The organism is Psychrobacillus sp. AK 1817 (assembly GCF_008807035.1).
GTDB lineage: Bacteria > Bacillota > Bacilli > Bacillales_A > Planococcaceae > Psychrobacillus > Psychrobacillus faecigallinarum.
The window spans coordinates 3969537-3990323 of record NZ_CP031739.1; the positions used below are offsets into that span (position 1 = coordinate 3969537).

At 36.7% G+C, this 20787-nt stretch carries 22 protein-coding genes, 1 pseudogene and 2 other annotated features; of the genes and pseudogenes, 22 read left to right on the forward strand and 1 reads right to left on the reverse strand.

Features of this window, described 5'->3' with window-relative positions:
* Positions 1–147 precede the first annotated feature (147 nt).
* The 22 genes and pseudogenes from D0S48_RS19865 (at position 148) to D0S48_RS19970 (ending at position 20301) form a co-directional block, all read left to right on the forward strand.
* Positions 148–510, forward strand: a pseudogene (locus D0S48_RS19865) (hypothetical protein).
* A gap of 328 nt (positions 511–838) precedes the next feature.
* The gene (locus D0S48_RS19870) at positions 839–1336 is read left to right on the forward strand and encodes an HIT family protein (protein ID WP_151113560.1); all 498 of its coding nucleotides are present in this window, start codon (positions 839–841) and stop codon (positions 1334–1336) included.
* A 99-nt stretch (positions 1337–1435) separates the two neighbouring features.
* The gene (locus D0S48_RS19875) at positions 1436–1642 is read left to right on the forward strand and encodes a hypothetical protein (RefSeq protein ID WP_144535425.1); all 207 of its coding nucleotides are present in this window, start codon (positions 1436–1438) and stop codon (positions 1640–1642) included.
* Positions 1643–1680: 38 nt separating this feature from the next.
* Positions 1681–2496, forward strand: a complete 816-nt coding sequence (locus tag D0S48_RS19880) for an SDR family NAD(P)-dependent oxidoreductase (RefSeq protein WP_151113562.1) — start codon at positions 1681–1683, stop codon at positions 2494–2496.
* Positions 2497–2720: 224 nt separating this feature from the next.
* Entirely contained in the window at positions 2721–2903 is a 183-nt protein-coding gene (locus tag D0S48_RS19885; RefSeq protein WP_151113564.1) for a hypothetical protein, read from the forward strand.
* 202 nt (positions 2904–3105) lie between these two features.
* On the forward strand, positions 3106–4095 hold the full coding sequence (hflK, locus tag D0S48_RS19890; RefSeq protein WP_151113566.1) for an FtsH protease activity modulator HflK: 990 nt from the start codon (positions 3106–3108) through the stop codon (positions 4093–4095).
* Complete coding sequence (hflC, locus tag D0S48_RS19895; protein WP_144535434.1) at positions 4095–5066, forward strand: protease modulator HflC; 972 nt, start codon at positions 4095–4097, stop codon at positions 5064–5066. Before hflK ends, hflC begins: the two co-directional genes overlap by 1 nt.
* A gap of 148 nt (positions 5067–5214) precedes the next feature.
* Entirely contained in the window at positions 5215–7842 is a 2628-nt protein-coding gene (gene polA, locus D0S48_RS19900) for a DNA polymerase I (RefSeq protein WP_151113568.1), read from the forward strand.
* Between the two features lie 12 nt (positions 7843–7854).
* Positions 7855–8730: a bifunctional DNA-formamidopyrimidine glycosylase/DNA-(apurinic or apyrimidinic site) lyase gene (mutM, locus tag D0S48_RS19905; RefSeq protein ID WP_151113570.1), complete on the forward strand. Its 876-nt coding sequence runs from the start codon at positions 7855–7857 to the stop codon at positions 8728–8730.
* Between the two features lie 13 nt (positions 8731–8743).
* Positions 8744–9334 carry a dephospho-CoA kinase gene (coaE, locus tag D0S48_RS19910; RefSeq protein ID WP_151113572.1) on the forward strand — a complete coding sequence of 197 codons (591 nt, stop codon included), beginning with the start codon at positions 8744–8746 and terminating at the stop codon, positions 9332–9334.
* 121 nt (positions 9335–9455) lie between these two features.
* A complete protein-coding gene (locus D0S48_RS19915) occupies positions 9456–10460 on the forward strand; it encodes a glyceraldehyde-3-phosphate dehydrogenase (protein ID WP_144535441.1) in 1005 nt (334 codons plus the stop codon).
* Positions 10461–10728: 268 nt separating this feature from the next.
* The gene (gene speD / locus D0S48_RS19920; protein ID WP_144535443.1) at positions 10729–11112 is read left to right on the forward strand and encodes an adenosylmethionine decarboxylase; all 384 of its coding nucleotides are present in this window, start codon (positions 10729–10731) and stop codon (positions 11110–11112) included.
* A 120-nt stretch (positions 11113–11232) separates the two neighbouring features.
* Positions 11233–11697, forward strand: coding sequence for a transcriptional regulator NrdR (nrdR, locus tag D0S48_RS19925; protein ID WP_144535444.1), 465 nt, complete (start codon positions 11233–11235; stop codon positions 11695–11697).
* Between the two features lie 30 nt (positions 11698–11727).
* Positions 11728–13083: a replication initiation and membrane attachment family protein gene (locus D0S48_RS19930; RefSeq protein WP_151113899.1), complete on the forward strand. Its 1356-nt coding sequence runs from the start codon at positions 11728–11730 to the stop codon at positions 13081–13083.
* A 9-nt stretch (positions 13084–13092) separates the two neighbouring features.
* Positions 13093–14034, forward strand: a complete 942-nt coding sequence (gene dnaI / locus D0S48_RS19935) for a primosomal protein DnaI (RefSeq protein ID WP_144535447.1) — start codon at positions 13093–13095, stop codon at positions 14032–14034.
* A gap of 51 nt (positions 14035–14085) precedes the next feature.
* Positions 14086–14310: a binding site (T-box leader), on the forward strand.
* A 124-nt stretch (positions 14311–14434) separates the two neighbouring features.
* The gene (gene thrS, locus D0S48_RS19940) at positions 14435–16360 is read left to right on the forward strand and encodes a threonine--tRNA ligase (protein WP_151113574.1); all 1926 of its coding nucleotides are present in this window, start codon (positions 14435–14437) and stop codon (positions 16358–16360) included.
* 78 nt (positions 16361–16438) lie between these two features.
* Positions 16439–16589: a sequence feature (ribosomal protein L20 leader region), on the forward strand.
* Positions 16590–16666: 77 nt separating this feature from the next.
* Positions 16667–17188, forward strand: coding sequence for a translation initiation factor IF-3 (infC, locus tag D0S48_RS19945; RefSeq protein ID WP_186318088.1), 522 nt, complete (start codon positions 16667–16669; stop codon positions 17186–17188).
* 30 nt (positions 17189–17218) lie between these two features.
* Positions 17219–17419, forward strand: coding sequence for a 50S ribosomal protein L35 (gene rpmI, locus D0S48_RS19950; protein ID WP_144535453.1), 201 nt, complete (start codon positions 17219–17221; stop codon positions 17417–17419).
* A gap of 47 nt (positions 17420–17466) precedes the next feature.
* Positions 17467–17826: a 50S ribosomal protein L20 gene (gene rplT, locus D0S48_RS19955; protein ID WP_144535455.1), complete on the forward strand. Its 360-nt coding sequence runs from the start codon at positions 17467–17469 to the stop codon at positions 17824–17826.
* Positions 17827–18028: 202 nt separating this feature from the next.
* Positions 18029–18313: a DUF1294 domain-containing protein gene (locus tag D0S48_RS19960; protein ID WP_144535457.1), complete on the forward strand. Its 285-nt coding sequence runs from the start codon at positions 18029–18031 to the stop codon at positions 18311–18313.
* Between the two features lie 669 nt (positions 18314–18982).
* Complete coding sequence (locus D0S48_RS19965; RefSeq protein WP_186318035.1) at positions 18983–19753, forward strand: hypothetical protein; 771 nt, start codon at positions 18983–18985, stop codon at positions 19751–19753.
* Entirely contained in the window at positions 19750–20301 is a 552-nt protein-coding gene (locus D0S48_RS19970) for an ATP-binding protein (protein ID WP_225321656.1), read from the forward strand. Before D0S48_RS19965 ends, D0S48_RS19970 begins: the two co-directional genes overlap by 4 nt.
* Positions 20302–20399: 98 nt before the next feature.
* Here D0S48_RS19970 and D0S48_RS19975 read toward each other — a convergent pair whose 3' ends face one another.
* Positions 20400–20783, reverse strand: coding sequence for a sigma-w pathway protein ysdB (locus tag D0S48_RS19975; RefSeq protein WP_144535459.1), 384 nt, complete (start codon positions 20781–20783; stop codon positions 20400–20402).
* Positions 20784–20787: the final 4 nt, after the last annotated feature.

A 20787-nucleotide genomic window follows, 5' to 3' on the forward strand; every position in this document is an offset into this window, starting at 1 on the left:
TCTAACTATATAAAGTTATCAATGACAGATAATTTACTGGAAGAGTGAGAACAAGTGAGGGCAGATTTCCGCTTTCGTCGGATGATGGAGGGATCAATAAGCCATCGCATTCGTCTGCGAGACTTAAATTGAACAGGAGTGAAACTGATGAAAAAATTAGATGAAAAACTGTGTGAAAAAATTAAATATGCATTATCTAATTCCTGGTCTATTGAATCGAGTACTAAATGGAGTAAAGAGAATATAGCCAAAGGTCAATGTGGTGTAACAACTTTAGTTGTTCATGATTTATTGGCAGGAGAAATTTTGAAAACTAAGCTATAAGACGGCTGGCATTTTTATAATAGTATTAATGGCAAACGTTATGATTTTACTGACAGTCAATTTAAGGGAGCAATAGAGTACATGGACACTCCCTCAAACAGAGAAGAAGCTTATTTAGATACTAATGAAACACAATACAGTTATTTGAAACAAAAAGTATTAAATATACTAGAACAACTTTTATAATAGTTATTTAAAGGATTTATGGTAAAATCGGGAAAAGGGAATATATGGGGGATTTTATGGAACTTATCAATATATTGTTAGGATTTATAGTTTGTATTTGTATTGGTTCTGTATTGAATATACTACTTAAGACGACCAAAAAAAGAGATTGGCTTATTACATTTTTAATAAGTCTAGCTTTATCAATAATAATAGTGCCATTGTTAGGATGAGGATTAAGATTATTGGTGGTTTGATTAAGAAATAAAATAAGAAGTGAGCTTGAAACAGCTTTTTTGTTAACATCAGGAACCTAATGCTTATGAATTTATTTAAAGGGGTTATGAGTATGATTCATTATAGTCATATGCCAGAAGGCTATGTTTGTCCATTTTGTCTTTTGGTAAAAGGTATTGAGGATAAAGAAGACAAGCTAATCCAATCTAAACAGCAAGATATTGTGTACAAAGATGATTATGTAACGGCTTTAATCGCAACATTGTGGTGGCCAAATAATAAAGCGCATGTAATCATCGTTCCAAATAAACATTTTGAAAATATTTTCGACTTACCTGTTGAATATGCTACACGAATTCATCAGTTGGCTCAGAAGATATCCTATGCATTAAAGGAGTGCTACAAATGCGATGGTATCTCCACTCGACAACACAACGAACCTGGAGGAAGCCAGGATGTTTGGCATTATCATTTACATGTTTATCCACGCTATAATAATGATGATCTTTATCGAACTGACGGCAAGTTAAGTTCTTCAGAGGAAAGGCTAAGCTATGCTGAACAGCTAAGAACCTGGTTTGAAATAGATAAGTTGAATAATGATAAATGAAATTAACAAAATACATTTTCCCACTTTAACAAAAACGGCATTTTAGTTTAATAAAGGTCTAGATTATTACGGTAAAGTTGGATTGTGGAGGGGGATAATATGTCAAAGTATATTAGTATATTTTTCTTAACTTTAATGGTTAGTGTAATTTTCTTTTTTCTATTTGGAAATGTGTTTGATGGCGGTGATGCTACCGAAACAGCAATCTATATATTCGGTACAATAATTGTTATACTTCTATCATTTATGATTTCACTCATGTACTACTTAATAAATTTGTTGAATTTATTAAAAAGAAAACTTTAACATGACTTTTAACTAACGGGGCAGGGAGTTAGGAAAATATGAAACCATTACAAGGGAAAATTGCTGTTGTTACAGGTGCATCCCGTGGTGCAGGTAGGGGCATTGCTTTTCAACTAGGCAGTGCAGGAGCGACGGTGTATGTGACAGGACGGAGTGTAAAGGGGTCTAGAACCGATAATCGACCAGAAACCATTGAAGAAACTGCCGATGGTGTTACTTCACGAGGAGGTAAAGGCATCGCAATACAGTGTGACCATACAAGTGACAATGATGTAAGGAACTTATTTGAGCAAATTGAAAGGGAACATGGTCGCATTGATATTTTAGTTAATAGTGTATTTGGTGGGTCCGAAAGTTCTCTACCATCAGGAGATGGGCGGCATTTTTGGGAACGACCACTGGAGCATTGGGATGCTATGATGGTTGCTGGACCGCAAGCTTATTTGCTGACTACTCGATATGCTGTACCTCTGATGGCCCAACACCATAAAGGGTTAATTGTAAATATCACATTTTTTATCAAAGACAAAATCTCAAGTAATTTATATTACGATTTAGCTATGAATGCTATCAATCGAATGACAGTAGGAATGGCAAAGGAATTAAAGGAATACAACGTTTCAGCCGTTGCTGTTTGCCCTGGTTGGATGAGAACAGAAAGAGTTATAGACTCGGGTTTTGGACCAGAGGATGGAACAACTGAAACGACGGCGTATGTAGGCCGTGCGGTTGTCGCATTGGCATCAGACACTACGGTATCTAAGTTTTCTGGAGAAACAATAATGGTGGCTGAGCTAGCGAGAAAATATGGCTTTACCGATGTCGATGGAACTCAACCTTTGCCGTATGAATGATAATCAGCTTTCTGTCTATAGAGAGCGAGAGTTGAAAATCATTTAATTATTAATACAAAAGAATGATAGTGAAATATGCACTTAAACTAACGGTGTGCTTTACATCAAGAGGGAGTAAAGCCCTTTTTCTTATTGAGCTAAACAACAGGTTAGTTGAACAGTTTTGTTTAAGTTGTGCTCAACAAACGCGTCATTTAACTGAATAATACAAGGGGGTATTAAATATGTCTAAAGATGTTATTGCCATAGTAGCCATAGTTTCTTTTGTGATATGGATTGCGGTTTCCCAAGAGGCTGCAAAACCTTCAAAAGAGATAAATTGGCGAAAAATGATAACCTTACTGTCCGCAGGATCTTTATCGGCATTAGTTATAACTATTTCGCTTTTTCAAAGCCTGCCGTTTTAGTTACGTTAACGAGGTGCTATAGTAAAAAAATGGTATCAAGATATAATGAGCGTGGAGATACATTTTCCAGCTCATTTTTTATTGCACTTTTAAATCAACCTTAACTTTTAACGTAGCATAAAAAATCTAAATATTTATATTTTTGAAACCATCTACCCTTTCTTTCCGTAAAAGAATTATATAGAGAGAAAGGGGAAAAGATATGAGTACAAAAAGATTATTGACCATTATCGCTGTTTCTATAGTTGGAATTATTCTTTTATCCGCAGTATTTACTTCTTGGTATACAGTAGATGAATCAGAACAGGCGATCGTCATTACGTTTGGTGAGGCGAGTGAGCCAATAACAGAGTCTGGTTTGAAATTTAAACTTCCTTGGCCGATTCAGAAGGTAGAAAAGTTATCAAAAGAAACCTTTAGCCTTCAGTTTGGATACAAGCAGGATGAGAGTGGGGAAATAACCTCATATGACAAGGATACAAAAATGATAACAGGTGACGACAATATCGTATTGACGGACCTAGTAGTACAATACAAAATTACCGATCCAAAATCGTACCTATTTAATTCCGAAAATCCAAAAGAAATGTTGCATGATGCAACCTCAGCATCCATTCGATCAGTTATAGGGAATTCTAAAATTGATGATGCATTAACTTCTGGGAAGGCTCAAATAGAAGCAGATACAAACGACCTTCTAGGGTCATTGATTAAAAAGTATGATATAGGAATTACTGTCTTAACGGTAAAATTACAAGATGTAGAGCTTCCAAATGCAGAGGTCCGTGCAGCTTTCACAGCAGTAACGGATGCGGAGGAAACAAAAAATACAAAGGTAAACCAAGCAGAAAAATATGAAAATGAGAAAATAAGTGTAGCAGAGGGAGAAGTAGATGCAATTATCTCTGAAGCACGTGGTTACCAAACAGCCCGTAAAGAACAGGCCTTAGGGGATGTAGCCTTATTTGATAAGCTTTATGCTGAATATCAAAATAACAAAGAGATAACAAGACAGCGATTAGTAATGGAGACATTAGATTCCGTTTTACCGGGCGCGAAAATTTATATTATGAATGATGATGGTGGAACGATGAAATACTTACCATTACAACCGCTAGAATCTACTAAACAAAATGCACCTGCAGCTACCACAACAAATGAATCGAAGACAGAAGAAGGGAGTGGACAATAATGTCAGATAACAACAACCCTTTTGCAAATTTAGAATCTAAGTTTAAGACTGTTCCGAATAAACCAAAGAAAGAAAAGACACCAATCGATTTTAAAAAGCATACTAAGTCTTTTATTACTATCTTAGTAGTCTTTGTAATAGCAGTAATTGCCCTTGCTAATATTTATGTAGTGAAAGAAGGGGAATATAAGGTTATTCGTCAGTTTGGTGAGATTAAAAGCATTAAGGATTCACCAGGATTGCATATGAAAATCCCATTTGTCCAAAGTGTAACGACCATTCCAAAATATCAAATGAATCATAATCTGTCTGAGGCAGAAATAAATACAATGGATAAACGTCGAATAATTATTGATAATTATGCAATTTGGAGAGTAGTTAATCCTAAAGATATGATTTCTAATGCAGGGAATATTGTTAATGCAAGCTCACGTATGGAAGAATTCATCTATTCTGTCGTTCGTTCAGAGCTTGGTCAATTAAATTATAACGAAATCATTAATGATGAAAACTCATCTCGAGGAAGCCTTAACGATCAAATAACACAAGAAGTTAATGAACTTCTAGCAAAAGATAAATATGGTATTGAAGTAGTAGATGTGCGTATTAAACGAACAGACTTGCCAGAAGAGAATGAGCAATCTGTTTATAACGAAATGATTTCCGATCGTGAAAGTGTTGCTCAAAAGTTTTTATCTACTGGTGATGCTGACAAGAGGAGAATTGAAGCAGAAACGGATAGTAAAGTTATTCAAATGCAGGCTGCTGCAAAAAAAGAAGCTGCACTTCTTGTAGCAGAAGGTGATGCGGAGGCAGCGAGAATTTATAACTCGAGCTTTTCTAAAGATCCTGAATTCTATTCGTTATACAGAACATTAGAATCCTATAAGAAAACCATTGGTGAAGATACAATGATTATTATTCCATCAGATTCACCTTATGCTAATATCCTTTCAGGATACTTAGAATAGTATATGAATCGTCATTCCCCTTACTGTCATGGTAAGATATAGGGAATGACGATTTTATTTTTAGCAAAATGTATTAATACAAAAATACACTTTTAATAATGTGTAGAAGCTAATGTAAAACAATATAAACCAAGGAGTGAATTTATTCATGTCTTCTGAAAAAATTCTATTATTAGATGGGAATAGTTTGGCTTATCGCGCATTCTTTGCTCTTCCTTTATTAACAAATGAACATGGAATACATACGAACGCCGTGTATGGCTTTACGATGATGCTCCAAAAAATAATGGACGAGGAAAAACCAACGCATATGCTTGTGGCATTTGATGCTGGGAAAACAACCTTCAGACATTCTACATTTGGAGAATACAAGGGTGGCAGACAGAAAACTCCACCAGAGCTTTCTGAGCAATTCCCGTATTTACGCAAGCTAATCGATGCTTATGGTATTAAACGCTATGAGTTGGAAATGTATGAGGCAGACGATATTATAGGAACGCTTAGCCGCCAGGCGGAGACTAAGGGTCAGCAAGTAGTCATTGTGTCAGGGGACAAAGATTTAACTCAGCTAGCTACAGACTCCACGACTGTTTACATTACAAGAAAAGGAATAACAGATATAGAGAAATATACACCGGAGCATGTTCAGGGAAAATACGGACTAACCCCGCTTCAAATCATTGATATGAAGGGATTGATGGGAGATGCTTCCGATAATATCCCAGGAGTTCCAGGTGTAGGAGAAAAAACAGCGATTAAACTATTAAAGGAGCATGGCTCTGTCGAAAATCTATATAAGGCACTTGACTCTGTTAGCGGTGCTAAGCTAAAAGAGAAGCTTGTCGCTAATGAAGAACAGGCGAAGATGAGTAAGGTGCTCGCTACCATTGAAACAAATGCTCCTATTGAAGTTTCACTTGAAGATATCACTTATAGCGGACCTAACATGGATGAAGTGATCTCTATATGGAAGGAACTATCCTTTAAAACTTTATTAGAAAAAACGGAATATGTGGAGGAAGAGCAATCTACTACTGAAACGAAATTTGAAATAGTAAAGGAAATAGATTTCACTTTATTAAAGGATGAAATGTCTCTTCACTTAGAATTATATGATGAACAATACCATACAGCGGATTTATTAGGAATCGCTTTATCCGATGGAGAGCAATCCTATTTTGTTCCAGGGGAAGCTGCTTTTCATTCAAAAGAATTTTGTACATGGCTTGAGGATGAGTCGAAGACAAAATATGTAGTGGACTCCAAGGCGACACAAGCGGTAAGTAGAAAGCATGGAGTTAGCATTTCCGGAGTAGAGTTTGACCTAACGCTGGCAGCATATATTGATAATGCCTCATTATCTGCAGACGATGTTGCATCTATTGGAAAAGAGTATGGTTATTATAATGTATTAAGCAACGAGCAGATATATGGAAAGGGAGCAAAAAAATCTGTTCCAGAGCAAGAGAAACTGGCAGAGCATGCTACTAGGAAGGCTTTGGCTATTTGGCATTTAAAGCCTATTTTAGAAAAGAAATTAAAAGAAAATGAACAATTTAAGCTATATAAGGAATTGGAATTGCCACTTGCTTCTATTTTAGGAACGATGGAATCGGATGGAGTAAAGGTAGATAAGCAAGTTCTTGTAGAAATGGGTCATGATTTAGAGATCAAGCTACAACAAATTGAAAAGGACATTCATGCCCTAGCAGGGGAAGCATTTAATATCAATTCTCCTAAGCAGCTTGGAGTGATTCTTTTTGAAAAACTAGGACTACCGCCAATTAAGAAAACTAAGACAGGTTATTCTACAGCAGCCGATGTATTAGAGAAGCTTGCAAATGAGCATGAAATCATAGAGCAAATTCTACAATACCGTCAGTTAGGAAAGTTAAATTCAACCTATATCGAAGGTCTCCTAAAAGAGATCCACACTGATGATGGGAAAATCCACACAAGATATCAGCAGGCGCTTACTACAACAGGACGTTTGAGCTCTGTTAATCCTAACTTACAGAATATACCTATCCGTATCGAGGAAGGAAGAAAGATTCGTAAAGCGTTTGTTCCATCTAACCCAGAATGGGTGATGTTTGCAGCTGACTATTCCCAAATCGAGTTACGTGTACTTGCTCATATGTCGGAGGATGATAATCTAATCGAAGCATTTAACAATAATATGGATATTCATACTAAAACTGCTATGGATGTGTTTCATGTAGGTGCAGACGAGGTTGACTCGAATATGCGCCGTGCTGCGAAGGCTGTAAATTTTGGAATTGTTTATGGAATTAGTGACTATGGTCTTTCTCAAAGCCTAGATATTACACGCAAAGAAGCGGCTGTTTTTATCGACAAGTATTTAAAAAGCTTTCCAGGCGTGAAAGAATATATGGATGAAAGTATACAAACAGCGAAACAAAAAGGTTTTGTTACTACTATTTTAAATAGAAGAAGATATCTACCTGAGATTACAAGCTCTAATTTTAACTTGAGAAGCTTTGCAGAGCGTACGGCGATGAATACGCCTATCCAAGGAAGTGCAGCCGATATCATTAAAAAAGCAATGATTGATATGGCTGAACGATTAGAAAAAGAAAATATGCAAACAAAAATGCTCCTGCAAGTGCATGATGAACTAATCTTTGAGGCTCCTCCAGAGGAGATTGCTCTATTAGAAAAAATTGTCCCGGAAGTAATGGAATCAGCGATTAAATTAAATGTGCCTTTAAAAGTTGAATATGCATATGGATCATCTTGGTACGATACAAAGTAAGGAGTTTTAAGTATGCCGGAATTACCAGAGGTTGAAGGGGTAGTTCGAGGACTTCAGCCAGTTGTTACGGGAAAATTGATTAAATCAGTAGATGTTTCCCCTACTATTATTCATTCAAAGGAAAATGGGAAGGAAGCAATCATTAAGGGGGCAGACGTGGAATCTTTCCAGTCTGCTCTTCCCGGAATGGCGATTGTTCGAATAGAACGCCGCTCTAAATATATTTACTTTCATTTAAAAAATCAAGACGGAGAATCATTTTTGCTTGTCTCCCATCTTGGCATGTCAGGTGCTTGGTTCTATGTACGAAGTCTTGATGACATCATGGAGGAAAAGTTTAAGAAGCATAGTCATGTTACGCTTCATTTTGATGAGGATGATATGCTTGTATATGCCGATATACGTCGGTTTGGTGAACTGCGTCTGTTAGAAACCGAAGCAGATTATCCGCCGTTACTGCTAATGGCTCCTGAACCTTTTAACAAAGGAGCGCTAGACCATTACCTAAATATGAGCCTTCTCCCACGATACGAAAATAAACCGATTAAAGAATTCATCATGGATGGCCATGTAGTCTCAGGTTGTGGCAATATATATGCAACAGAGGCGTTATTTAATCTTAGAATTCATCCTGCTCGAAAAGTAAAAAGAATTAGCAAGGAAAGAAAAATTCAATTGTTCCATGAAATTGTCGCCGTGCTATTAGACAGTATTGAAAATGGGGGAAGTACCATCTCGGATTATCGCTCTATAAATGGGGGAGCAGGAACAATGCAACATAGACTACAAATGTATAGCAAAAAAAATTGCCCAATCTGTGGGAAACCAACCAAGCAGAAAACAATTGCCGGTCGAACATCTACCTATTGTGGTTCGTGCCAAAAATAACGGAGGATTCATCATGATTATTGGTTTAACAGGAAGTATTGCTAGCGGTAAAAGTACTGTATCAAATATGTTAAAGGAAATGAATTATCCAATTATTGATGCTGATCTTGTAGCAAGAGTCGTAGTTGAAAAAGGGACCGAAACCCTACAAGCGATTATAAATGTGTTTGGGGAAGATATACTAACTTCAGATGGAGATCTAAATCGTCCAAAACTTGGAGAAATCATTTTTTCCTCGCCCGCTAAAAGAAAGCAGCTAAATGACATAATGCACCCAGCTATTCGAGCTGAGATGATGAGGCAAAAGGAAGAGCTTTTGGAAGCGGGTTACCCAACTATTATTATGGATATTCCCTTACTGTTTGAAAGTAGACTACAATCCTATGTCGATAAGATTATTGTTGTAACTGTATCAGAAGAAACGCAATTGAATAGGCTAATGTCAAGAAACAATTATTCTATGGAGGAAGCAAAGGCAAGAATCCAATCACAGCTGCCGCTCTCTATAAAGGAAAAGGGTGCAGATGCTGTTATTTATAATAATGGTACTTTAGAGTCTACTCAGGAGCAATTAGAAAAAATTTTAAAATCTTGGAAAAAATAATTATTTGAAAATAATGAATTTTAAAATGGGCTATTTTAAGGCTACATAATTCTAAAAATGTGTTATACTAATGCATGATTATAAAACAAAAAGTATCACACGTTACGGGAGGACTTATTATATGTCAGCTTCAATTGCAATCAATGGTTTTGGACGAATCGGGAGAATGGTATTTCGCCAAGCAATCGTACAAGAGGATTTAAATGTAGTAGCTATCAATGCGAGATACCCATTAGAAACTTTAGCTCATTTAATTAGATATGATTCTACGCATGGCACTTTCACTGGAAAAATTGAAATAGGCGAAAATGCTTTAATCGTTAACGGTAAAAAAGTACAAATCGTAAATGAACGTGAGCCTGAAAAGTTACCATGGAAAGAATTGAACGTGGATATCGTTATTGAATCCACAGGAAAATTTAATGATGGTGAAAAAGCATCTGGTCACTTGAAAGCAGGAGCGAAGAAAGTTGTAATTACAGCACCTGCCAAAAATGAAGATGCAACGATTGTTATTGGTGTAAACGACGATAAGTTAGATGTGAAAAATCACCAAATCATTTCAAATGCAAGCTGTACAACAAACTGCTTAGCGCCCGTTGTCAAAGTATTGAATGATGCATTTGTAATTGAAAATGGTTTAATGACTACGGTTCATGCATATACAAATGACCAAAATAATTTAGACAACCCACATAAAGACTTAAGACGCGCACGCTCATGTGGACAATCGATTATTCCAACATCGACCGGTGCTGCGAAAGCACTTTCATTGGTTCTACCAGAGCTAGAAGGGAAGATTCATGGAATGGCTTTGCGTGTACCTACTCCTAATGTTTCTTTAGTTGATTTAGTTGTGGATGTTCAAAAAGAAGTGACAGCTGAAGAAGTAAATGCTGCCTTCGAAAAAGCAGCTGAAGGTTCTATGAAGGGTATTTTAGGAATAACTCATGAGCCGTTAGTTTCCATTGATTTCAATACAACTACTAATTCTAGTACGGTAGATGGTTTGACGACTATGGTAATTGGCAAAACAAAAATTAAAGTTCTAGCTTGGTACGATAATGAATGGGGCTATTCTGCAAGAGTAGTTGACCTTACTAAAAAAGTAGCAAGTGGTCTTTAATCGTCAATTTCTAGACAGCTAATTTTAGCTATTCTTTGCGTATTAATAATTTTTATCTCCTGTTAATAACATATTTCCATCCTCTTTCTAGAATTAGTAGAAAGAGGATTTTTTATATTGCATTATTAAAAAAACTGTTTTATAATGGGAATCGTGTACTTCTAGTACATGGACTACTTAAAGGGTTAGGACCTCTTTGGACTAACTTTCCCCCGTGGTAGTCAACTTTGATGTTAAAAATAAAACTAATCAAAGGGGGAAACGGACATTGGAGACAATGGGACGTCACATTATTGCAGAACTATGGGAGTGCGATTTCGACAAACTTAACGATATGCAATTTATCGAGCAAACATTTGTTGATGCTGCACTAAAATCTGGTGCAGAGGTAAGAGAAGTTGCTTTTCACAAATTTGCGCCACAAGGTGTAAGTGGAGTCGTTATTATTTCCGAATCGCATTTAACGATTCACAGCTTTCCAGAGCACGGTTATGCAAGCATTGATGTGTATACTTGTGGTGATTTAGATCCATCAATCGCAGCTAACTATATCGCAGATGCTCTTAATGCTGGAACGCGCGAAACGCTCGAAATGCCACGTGGTATGGGGCCAGTTAAGACACCTCAAGAACGCATGACAGTTCAAGCGTAAATGAAACATAATGCCTAAATGAGTGAGCAGAGGAACTTATTCCTCTGCTTTTTCGATTTTATGAGAAAAAATTGTTATAATAGGAATACAAAATTATAGATAAGATTTAGGAGAGGTTCTATGAGATGCCCAGCATGTCAATTTAATGGCACTAAAGTAGTCGATTCACGACCTATAGACGATAACAAAGCGATTAGAAGAAGGAGAGAGTGCGAAGACTGTGGTTTCCGCTTCACGACTTTTGAAAAAGTAGAGGAGACTCCATTAATTGTAGTAAAGAAAGATGGCTCACGAGAAGAATTTAGTCGTGAAAAAATATTACGTGGATTAATTCGTGCATGTGAAAAGAGGCCCGTTGCACTTGACCAATTAGAGGAGATCGTGTTTTATATTGAGAAGGAGCTAAGAAGAACTGGTAACTCTGAAGTGAAATCAGAGGAGGTAGGCGAAAAAGTCATGGACAAGCTTGCTGAAATCGATGAAGTTGCCTATGTTCGCTTTGCTTCCGTTTATCGTCAATTCAAGGATATTAATGTATTCATCGATGAATTAAAGGAAATATTGAAAAAGAACCCTTCATTATAAGTTATTAATTAGAGAGTAGGTTAACAAGTGATGTTATATAAGGAGCTACATTCAACAGATACATATATGATTCGCTTGCCATATTCTTTTTCTGATTATGATCGTCAGTTATTGACGTTATTTTATCAGCCGCTAGTAGGTGCTGAAAGTATTAGTCTCTACTTGACTTTATGGGCTGATGGAGAGATGAAAGATAACGAACAATGGACGCATTATCATTTATTAAACGTCTTAGGTTTGTCACTAGGTAAAATTTTTCAGGCTAGAATTGCCCTGGAAGCAATAGGCTTGCTTCGTACTTGGCAAAAGTCAACTGAGGAAGGAAGAACCTTTTATTATGAGCTCGAGGCTCCTTTAGATGCAGAGTCCTTTTTAAAGGATCCCTTATTATCTATGTTTTTACTAAATAAAATTGGGGAAAATGCATATAAACAGCTAAGAAACCGTTACATACAAAAGCCTAACTGGCATGAAGAGTTCACAGATGTTTCTAGAACGTTTGTTGATGTCTTTAAGCCATCAACAAAAACGGGTACTTCGATATCAACGCAAGAGCAATTTCAATCAAAGAAACGAAATAATTCTGTACCGTTCTATTATGAAGATTTTGACTTTGTTTTATTGCAGGAAGGGTTATCAGAACAGTTGGTGCCCAAGTCAGCAATGACATTGGAAGCAAGAGAAGTAATTGCGAAATTGGCTTTTTTGTATAATTTATCACCAATAGAAATGCAAAAGGTTGTTATTTTGGCATTGGATGATGATCTCAATCTTTCTGATGCTAGATTGAAAAAAGCATGTGCCGAGTATTATAAGCTAACAGTTTCTCGAACTGCCCCAGTTCTTCAAAAAATAGAGCTAACAGAGAAACCAATACAGAATGTAGAGAAAAAGCTAACGAAAGAGGAAGAGTTGATTCAATATTTGGAAACAACTGCTCCTGCAAAGGTTTTAAAGGATATTGCTAATGGAAAAGAGCCTATACTTGCAGATGTTCAGTTAGCCAATTATTTTGTCACACATTATAAAATGCCAATTGGTGTAGTGAATGTCCTCTTACAATACGTTCTTCTGCGAACGGACATGAAACTAACAAAGAATTATGCAGAGAAGATTGCATCACACTGGATGCGTAAGGATATCAAGACGGCGAAAGAAGCTATGGAGCTCGCAAGAAATGAGCATGAGCAATATATGAAGTGGAAAAATGAAGGCTCTAAACAGAAATCCTATTCGAAAAAACCTACTAGGGAAGAAAAGGTGCCAGATTGGTTTTATAAAAAAGATGACGAGCTGAAACAGTCAGGAAAAGAAACAAATGGAATTCAGGATATTGATGCAGAGAGACAAAAATTACTAGAAGAACTAGGTATGAAGAAAAGGTAGGTGAATAAAATGGAGCGGATCAATGAAACACTCAAAAGGGTGATTACTCCCGAATTTACTTCTCGATTGGACGAATTACAGCAAGAAGTATTGGAGGATCCGGGTATACAAGGATTTATAGAAGAAAACTCCGAAGATATCTCGAAACAAGTAATAAGTCGAAGTTTGAGCAAGCTATATGAATATAAATCTCAGTCTCATGATTGTAAGGAATGTCCCTCGCTAGAGCAGTGTGCGAACTTTATGAAGGGCTATGAGCCGAAGCTAGTGTTAGATCGAAACCTAATAGATGTAGAATATGTAAGGTGTAAGCGAGGGGTAATAGAGGATGAACGTAAAAAAGTAACCTCTATGATAGACAGCATTCATATGCCTAAAGAAGTGATGGAGGCGAGTCTCTCAAGTTTAGATTTACAGGATGACAGTAGGGTAGTTGCGGTAAGGGCTGCTAAAGACTTCTTGAACGAATGGGAAAGAACAAATGTCTTGCCAGCTAAAGGACTCTATATTTACGGTAAGTTTGGTGTTGGTAAATCCTATCTATTGGGAGCATTAGCCAACGAGCTAGCCGCTAGACATATTCATTCTGTCGTTGTATATGTTCCGGAGTTTCTGCGAGAAATGAAACAAGCGATACAAGATCAGTCTCTACCTGAAAAAGTAGAGTTTGTGAAAAAGGCCCCAGTGCTAATGCTTGACGATATTGGAGCGGAAACTATGTCTAGCTGGACAAGAGATGAGATTATAGGGACAATTCTCCATTATAGAATGTCAGAGCAACTCCCGACGTTTATGTCCTCGAACTTTAACTACGATGAATTACAACATCATCTTTCCTACACGCAACGCGGAGAAAAAGAGGTAGTAAAGGCAGGGCGTATTATGGAGCGGATTAAAGCACTCACTAATCCAGTTGCTCTACGAGGAAAAAACTGGAGAGAGCTTAAATAACTACTTGCAAATGATAAAGTCGTGGCGTATAATCATTTTCATAAGAATAAGAATAATGCGTTGAAGAGGACAATAATCAGTTTGTACGACTTATAGAGAGAGAAGCCTTGGCTGGAAGCTTCTTAAGTATCGACAATCGATTTACCACCTCCGAGCAGTAGCTGTGAAATTGAAGTAGCAGTTGCCGGTCACCGGCCCGTTAGCCGATGCAGAGCTTCATCTATACTCGTATAGATAGAAGAAGGGTGGAACCACGATTTAAACCTCGTCCCTTTACCGGGATGGGGTTTTTTATTTTGTCTAAAATAAATAATCGTATTACCTGAACAGGCTTAGCTGTTCAAGGAAAGAACAGTTTTGAAGCCAGCATTTAATCTAAAACAATTAAGGAGTGTTCAAAATGGCAGATGTTATTAAATTACAATTCCCAGATGGAGCAGTAAAAGAGTTTCCTTCATCTACAACTACAGAAGAAATAGCTCAATCTATCAGCCCTGGGCTGCGTAAAAAAGCTTTAGCAGGTAAATTAAGTGGTAAGCTGATTGATCTAAAATCACCTATTACAGAGGATGGGGAGATTGCAATCATCACTCCGGAATCAGATGAGGCATTAGAAATTCTTCGTCACAGTTCTGCGCATTTATTGGCACAAGCAGTTAAACGTCTTTTCAAGGATGTTAAATTAGGTATTGGTCCAGTTATTGAAAGTGGATTCTACTATGATATAGATTCTCCAGAGCCAATAACAGCAGATGACCTACCATTGATCGAAAAAGAAATGAAAAAAATCATTAATGAAAATATCGAAATTATTCGTCACGATGTTTCTCGTGAAGCAGCTTTTGACAAATTTAAAGATGACGAGTATAAAGTAGAGCTTTTAGAAGCAATTCCTGCTGGTGAACAGGTTTCTATTTATGAGCAAGGTGAATTCTTTGACCTTTGTCGCGGAGTCCATGTGCCATCTACAGGCAAGTTAAAGGAATTCAAGCTATTAAGCATAGCAGGTGCTTATTGGAGAGGTAACAGTGACAACAAAATGCTTCAACGTATTTACGGAACTGCCTTCTTCAAAAAAGAAGACCTTCAAGCGCATTTGAAAATGTTGGAAGAAGCAAAAGAGCGTGATCATCGTAAAATTGGTAAAGAACTCGAACTTTTCACTAACTCATTGAAGGTAGGACAAGGTTTACCTCTTTGGTTACCGAATGGAGCAACTATTCGTCGTGTAATCGAACGTTATATCGTGGATAAAGAGTTGAAGCTCGGCTATAAACATGTATACACACCTGTGCTGGGTTCTAAAGATCTTTATGAAACTTCTGGCCATTGGGAGCACTATCAAGATTCTATGTTCCCACCAATGGAAATGGATAACGAAACATTAGTATTGCGTCCGATGAACTGTCCGCATCATATGATGATTTTCAAAAATGGCATGCATTCATACCGTAACCTCCCATTACGCATTGCTGAGCTCGGTACTATGCATCGATACGAAATGTCGGGAGCTGTATCGGGGCTTCAACGTGTTCGCGGGATGACTTTAAATGATGCTCACCTATTTGTACGTCCAGATCAAATCAAAACTGAATTCCAAAAGGTTGTAGAACTAATCATCTCTGTTTACAAAGACTTTGACTTAAATGATTATTCTTTCCGTTTATCTTACAGAGATCCAAACAACAAAGAAAAATACTTTGATGATGATGAAATGTGGGAAAAAGCTCAAAGCATGCTAAAAGAAGCAATGGATGAGTTAGGTTTAGATTATATCGAAGCTGAAGACGAGGCAGCATTCTATGGACCTAAATTAGATGTACAAGTAAAAACTGCAATTGGTAAGGAAGAGACTTTGTCTACAGTTCAATTAGACTTCTTGTTACCTGAGCGTTTTGACTTAACATATGTAGGAGAAGACGGCAAACCTCATCGTCCGGTTGTTATTCACCGTGGAGTCGTTTCAACTATGGAACGTTTTGTGGCATTCCTGATAGAAGAATACAAAGGTGCTTTCCCAACTTGGTTGGCTCCAGTGCAAGTTGAGCTTATTCCAGTTTCCAATGAAGTGCATTTCGATTATGCGAAGCAAATTGAAGAGCAATTGGTTGCTGCTGGATTCCGTGTAGAAATGGACGACCGTGAAGAGAAGCTTGGTTACAAGATTCGTGAAGCGCAAATGCAAAAAATCCCGTACATGCTTGTTTTAGGGGATAAAGAGTTAGAGGCTGGTAACGTTAACGTACGTAAATACGGAGAACAAAATTCTGAAAGCATACCTTTCGATGAGTTCTTAACTAGAATCCAAGAAGAAGTAAAACACTAATTAATAATTATTGAATAATCTTGTTGACAACTGTTGTTACAGATGGTATAGTTATTAAGGTTATTGAATACAAGTTTGTGGTATAAGAAGAGGCTGCCCGCTTCTCACCTGTTCGACACGTTAGGTTGTTGACTGGTAAGCACACGATCGACTGTAATATGTAGTTGCTACATATTTCTCATATCGGCGGGCAGACATAACAAATGTCTGCTCGCTTTTTTATTGGATCGAAAACGGCGTAACTGATTCGTTTCTACGGAATTTATGCCCAAACCATGTATTCGCGACACTATCTGGAGGTGGATCATTATTAGCAAAGACATGTATGTGAACGATGGCATTCGAGCACGCGAACTACGCGTTATTGATCAAAATGGTGATCAATTAGGTTTAAAAACACGTAACGAAGCACTTGAAATAGCAGGTCGTGTAAATTTGGATCTTGTCCTTGTGGCTCCTCAAGCCAAGCCACCAGTCGCTCGTATCATGGACTATGGTAAATTCAAATTTGAGCAGCAAAAGAAAGATCGTGAAGTTCGTAAAAATCAAAAGATCATCGTAATGAAAGAGGTTCGCTTGAGCCCAACAATCGATGAACACGATTTCCAAACGAAATTGAAAAATGCGATCAAGTTCCTTGAAAAAGGAGACAAAGTGAAAGCATCTATTCGCTTTAAAGGTCGTGCCATTACTCATAAAGAGATCGGACAACGAGTTTTAGATAGATTTGCAGAAGCTTGTGCGGAAGTATCCACTATCGAGTCAAAACCGAAAATGGATGGACGCAGCATGTTCTTAGTGCTTGCACCTAAGAACGAAAAACAGTAATAGAGTACAATTGTTTAGGAGGAATTCGACATGCCGAAAATGAAAACTCACCGTGGAGCTGCAAAGCGTTTCAAAAAAACGGGTACAGGTAAATTAAAACATGACCGTGCTTTTGGAAGCCACTTATTCGCTAACAAATCTACTAAAGCTAAACGTAAATTACGTAAAACTAAAGTAGTTTCTTCAGGCGATTACAAACGTATCAAAACTTTACTTACTTACATGAAATAATTTAAACGAAATCAAATTATTCGAAAGAATAGCAGGAGGTAATGAACATGCCACGCGTAAAAGGCGGAACAGTGACGCGCAAGCGTCGTAAAAAGGTATTAAAATTAGCTAAAGGTTATTACGGTTCTAAACATACATTATATAAAGTAGCAAACCAACAGGTTATGAAATCATTAATGTATGCATACCGTGACCGTCGTCAAAAGAAACGTGATTTCCGTAAATTATGGATCACACGTATCAATGCGGCAGCTCGTATGAACGGACTTTCTTACAGCCGTTTAATGCACGGATTAAAATTAGCTGAAATCGAAGTTAACCGTAAAATGTTAGCTGATTTAGCTGTAACTGATGCAGCTGCATTTACACAACTTGCTGATGCAGCAAAAAAAGCAATCAACAAATAAGTTAGATGAAAAGGCTGATAGATTTTCTATCAGCCTTTTTTTTACAATCTAATGCTTTCCCCCATTTGCTACCTGGGGTGAATATAGGCTTTTGCGCATTTCGTTATGTCTAGCTGCAGTGAGGAGCTGCCTCTACGCTATTCTTCAGTTACTTGTTGGAGCAGGTAAAGGCACTTACGTTTTCATGAGGGGAGGGACAATTATGGTAAATGTAATTCTCATTTTTATCTTGTTAATGTCGGTCTCAGCGTTCTTTTTGATGGGCTATGACAAATCACAAGCAAAGAAAAAAGGACAAAGGGTTCCTGAAAAAACTTTATGGACTTTTGCCATCTTTGGAGGTGGAATTGGTGCATATTTAGGGATGCAGCTTTTTCATCACAAAACAAAGCATACCAATTTTCGTGTAGGCTTTCTCATGTTACTAATTTTGTATATATTTCTAATTGTTTGGTTGTTAACGGATAATAGTCCTCTAGTATTCTAATTTAATTTAGAAGAATCTTTAGATTGATACGAAATAATTACATTCGTATAGTGGTATAAGTAATATAGCCATATATAATTGAAATGAGGTTTTCGAAAATGACTAAGAATAAGTACTTTTTACAAGTGGTATTTCTTTTAGGAATAGCTATAGTAGGTCTCCTTTTTTTAACAATCTCATCTAGTTATTTTAATACAAAGGAAATAAATTTAGCTAACAATGGCTGTCTTGAAATTGGCGGGACGCCCATCCTCGATATTCATAGTAACCTAACAAGTGAATATTCTTTTGAGTGTAAAAAATGAAGGTAATAGTTGAAAAAGAGCTTTAAGAAGAACCTTGAACTGCGCCCTAAACTATGACAGTTAAAGGATAGATTTTCGCTTTCGGCGGGCGCTTTCCGTGGGGTGAGCGATAAGCCATCACCGCCGCTTATGCGTCGTTTGTGATGTCTTATCTGTCTCCCTCATCCCACAGGAGTCGCCGCCTGTCGCTACAATCATATGAGTGTAGTAATAAAAATTGTAAGGTAAGGCAAAATGGAGATATAGAACTTTACATTTTAAGGGGCGGAGCAGTTATAGGTAGTTTTACGTTTTATATTAATTTCTTACTTTTCAATTTATTTTTTATTATATAATAAATAGAGAGGAAAGGGAGGAATGACATATGAAACATATATACGCTTTTGAAACACCATATGAGGCTGTTAAATACTTAGAAATAATAGAGTCCTTTAAAGTTAGATTAAAAGACTTTAAAGCCTTACTAGAGGAAGAATATGAATTAAATGAACCGCCTAAAGGATTCGTCTGGACTCCAGTAGATTTAGCTACTAGTACCTTTTCGGACATTCCAATTCCAGCTTATACAAATCGAAATCTAATCTATATGACACCAGACATTGGTGAATGGAGAAATTTTTTCATGAAAATATACGGAGATGTAGAGAATGATTTGATAAAAGATTTCTATCAACATTTTAAGGACGAAGGCGTCTTAACGATAGCTGGTCACGAAATGGTTCACCATTTAGATTTGTTTCCCGATGAGTTTGATGAGGAACGAGATAGCATTTGGTTTGAAGAAGGAATGTGTGACTACATAGCTAGGAAAAATTTATTGAACCCTGAAGATTTTGAAATAATAACTAATGTTGAATTAGCAATTGTAGCATATTATAAGGATCAATACGGCACTAGAAGTATAGATGAATTTGGAACTAGTTCCTATATTAATGAGTTATCCAGTATTATGTATGATTATTCTCGAAGCTTTTTAACCGTTAAGCATTTGGTGGAAGAGCAAAATAATAATAACCCAATAGAAGTATTTAAACAATACAAGCAATGGTATGAAACGGGAAGAAAAGAACCTTTGAGCACTTTTTTTAATGTAGAGAACTTATTTATAACCCTTAGCAACAAGGCAACCTTATGAAAAACAGAATCGTTATAATGACTGTCGGAAAGACACATAGTGGTAAAACAACATTCGCCAAACTATTAGAAAAACATTTAGCAAATTCAGTGATAATTGATCAGGACAATCATGCGGAGTTTTTAGCTACTCATTACATAAACTTATTACCAAAGACGGCTAGCAATAAGTTGAAATATGGGCTTACACAAATGATTGTCGATTATGTCGTTAAAGAGTCGGATTGCCATCTTATTTTGTGTAACTCCAATAGAAATATTAATGGTAGAACTAGGTTTTTAGAGTATTATAAGAGTTCTGGTTTTAAGACAGTGGTTGTATATTTTGATATACCTGAAGAAATATTAAAGGATAGAGTTACGGCTAGCGAGCGCAGTACATCGATTTTAAGAACTGCTTCTAATTTTGATGAAGTACTTATTCGACAAAATCTAGCAGAAGTAGTTGAACCAACAAAAGAAGAGGCAGATTATTTGTTTGTGATTAAAAAACAACAGGATGTGCAGATTATAGTAGGAGAAATAGTTAAACTTGCACAATTAAAATGAGTATCACCTTCTATTAATGCATCCTATTACAATTCCTATAAATTCTATAAGGAAGAGCTCTCGAATGAAATTATTTCGAGAGCTCTTCCTTATAATTATTACTCTTCCTTCATCAGCTGCTCGATTGGACTCTTCCAATTAATTGTAGCGTCAGGGTAATTCATTAGTATTTCTTTTTGGAGGAAATAGAAATCCTCTTTTGTGAATCCTTGAAGCTTAGAAGGATCTTTAATCCAAATGAAAATAGATACTACCTCAAAAGCCTGTTCGGTAGTACCAAGATATTTTTCACCTTCAAACATTGCGCCCTTGTAAGTGATAAAGAAGTTTTTACGAACGTTTTTAATATCATCATAGTAATAATACTGATCTTTTTCATAGGCTTCGTCTAGCTTTCGTTTAGGATCAAATAAGTATCGCAAAATTTTATAAAATAAATATATTATTAATGCAATTATTAGTAATCTTAAAATATGGACCATTAAA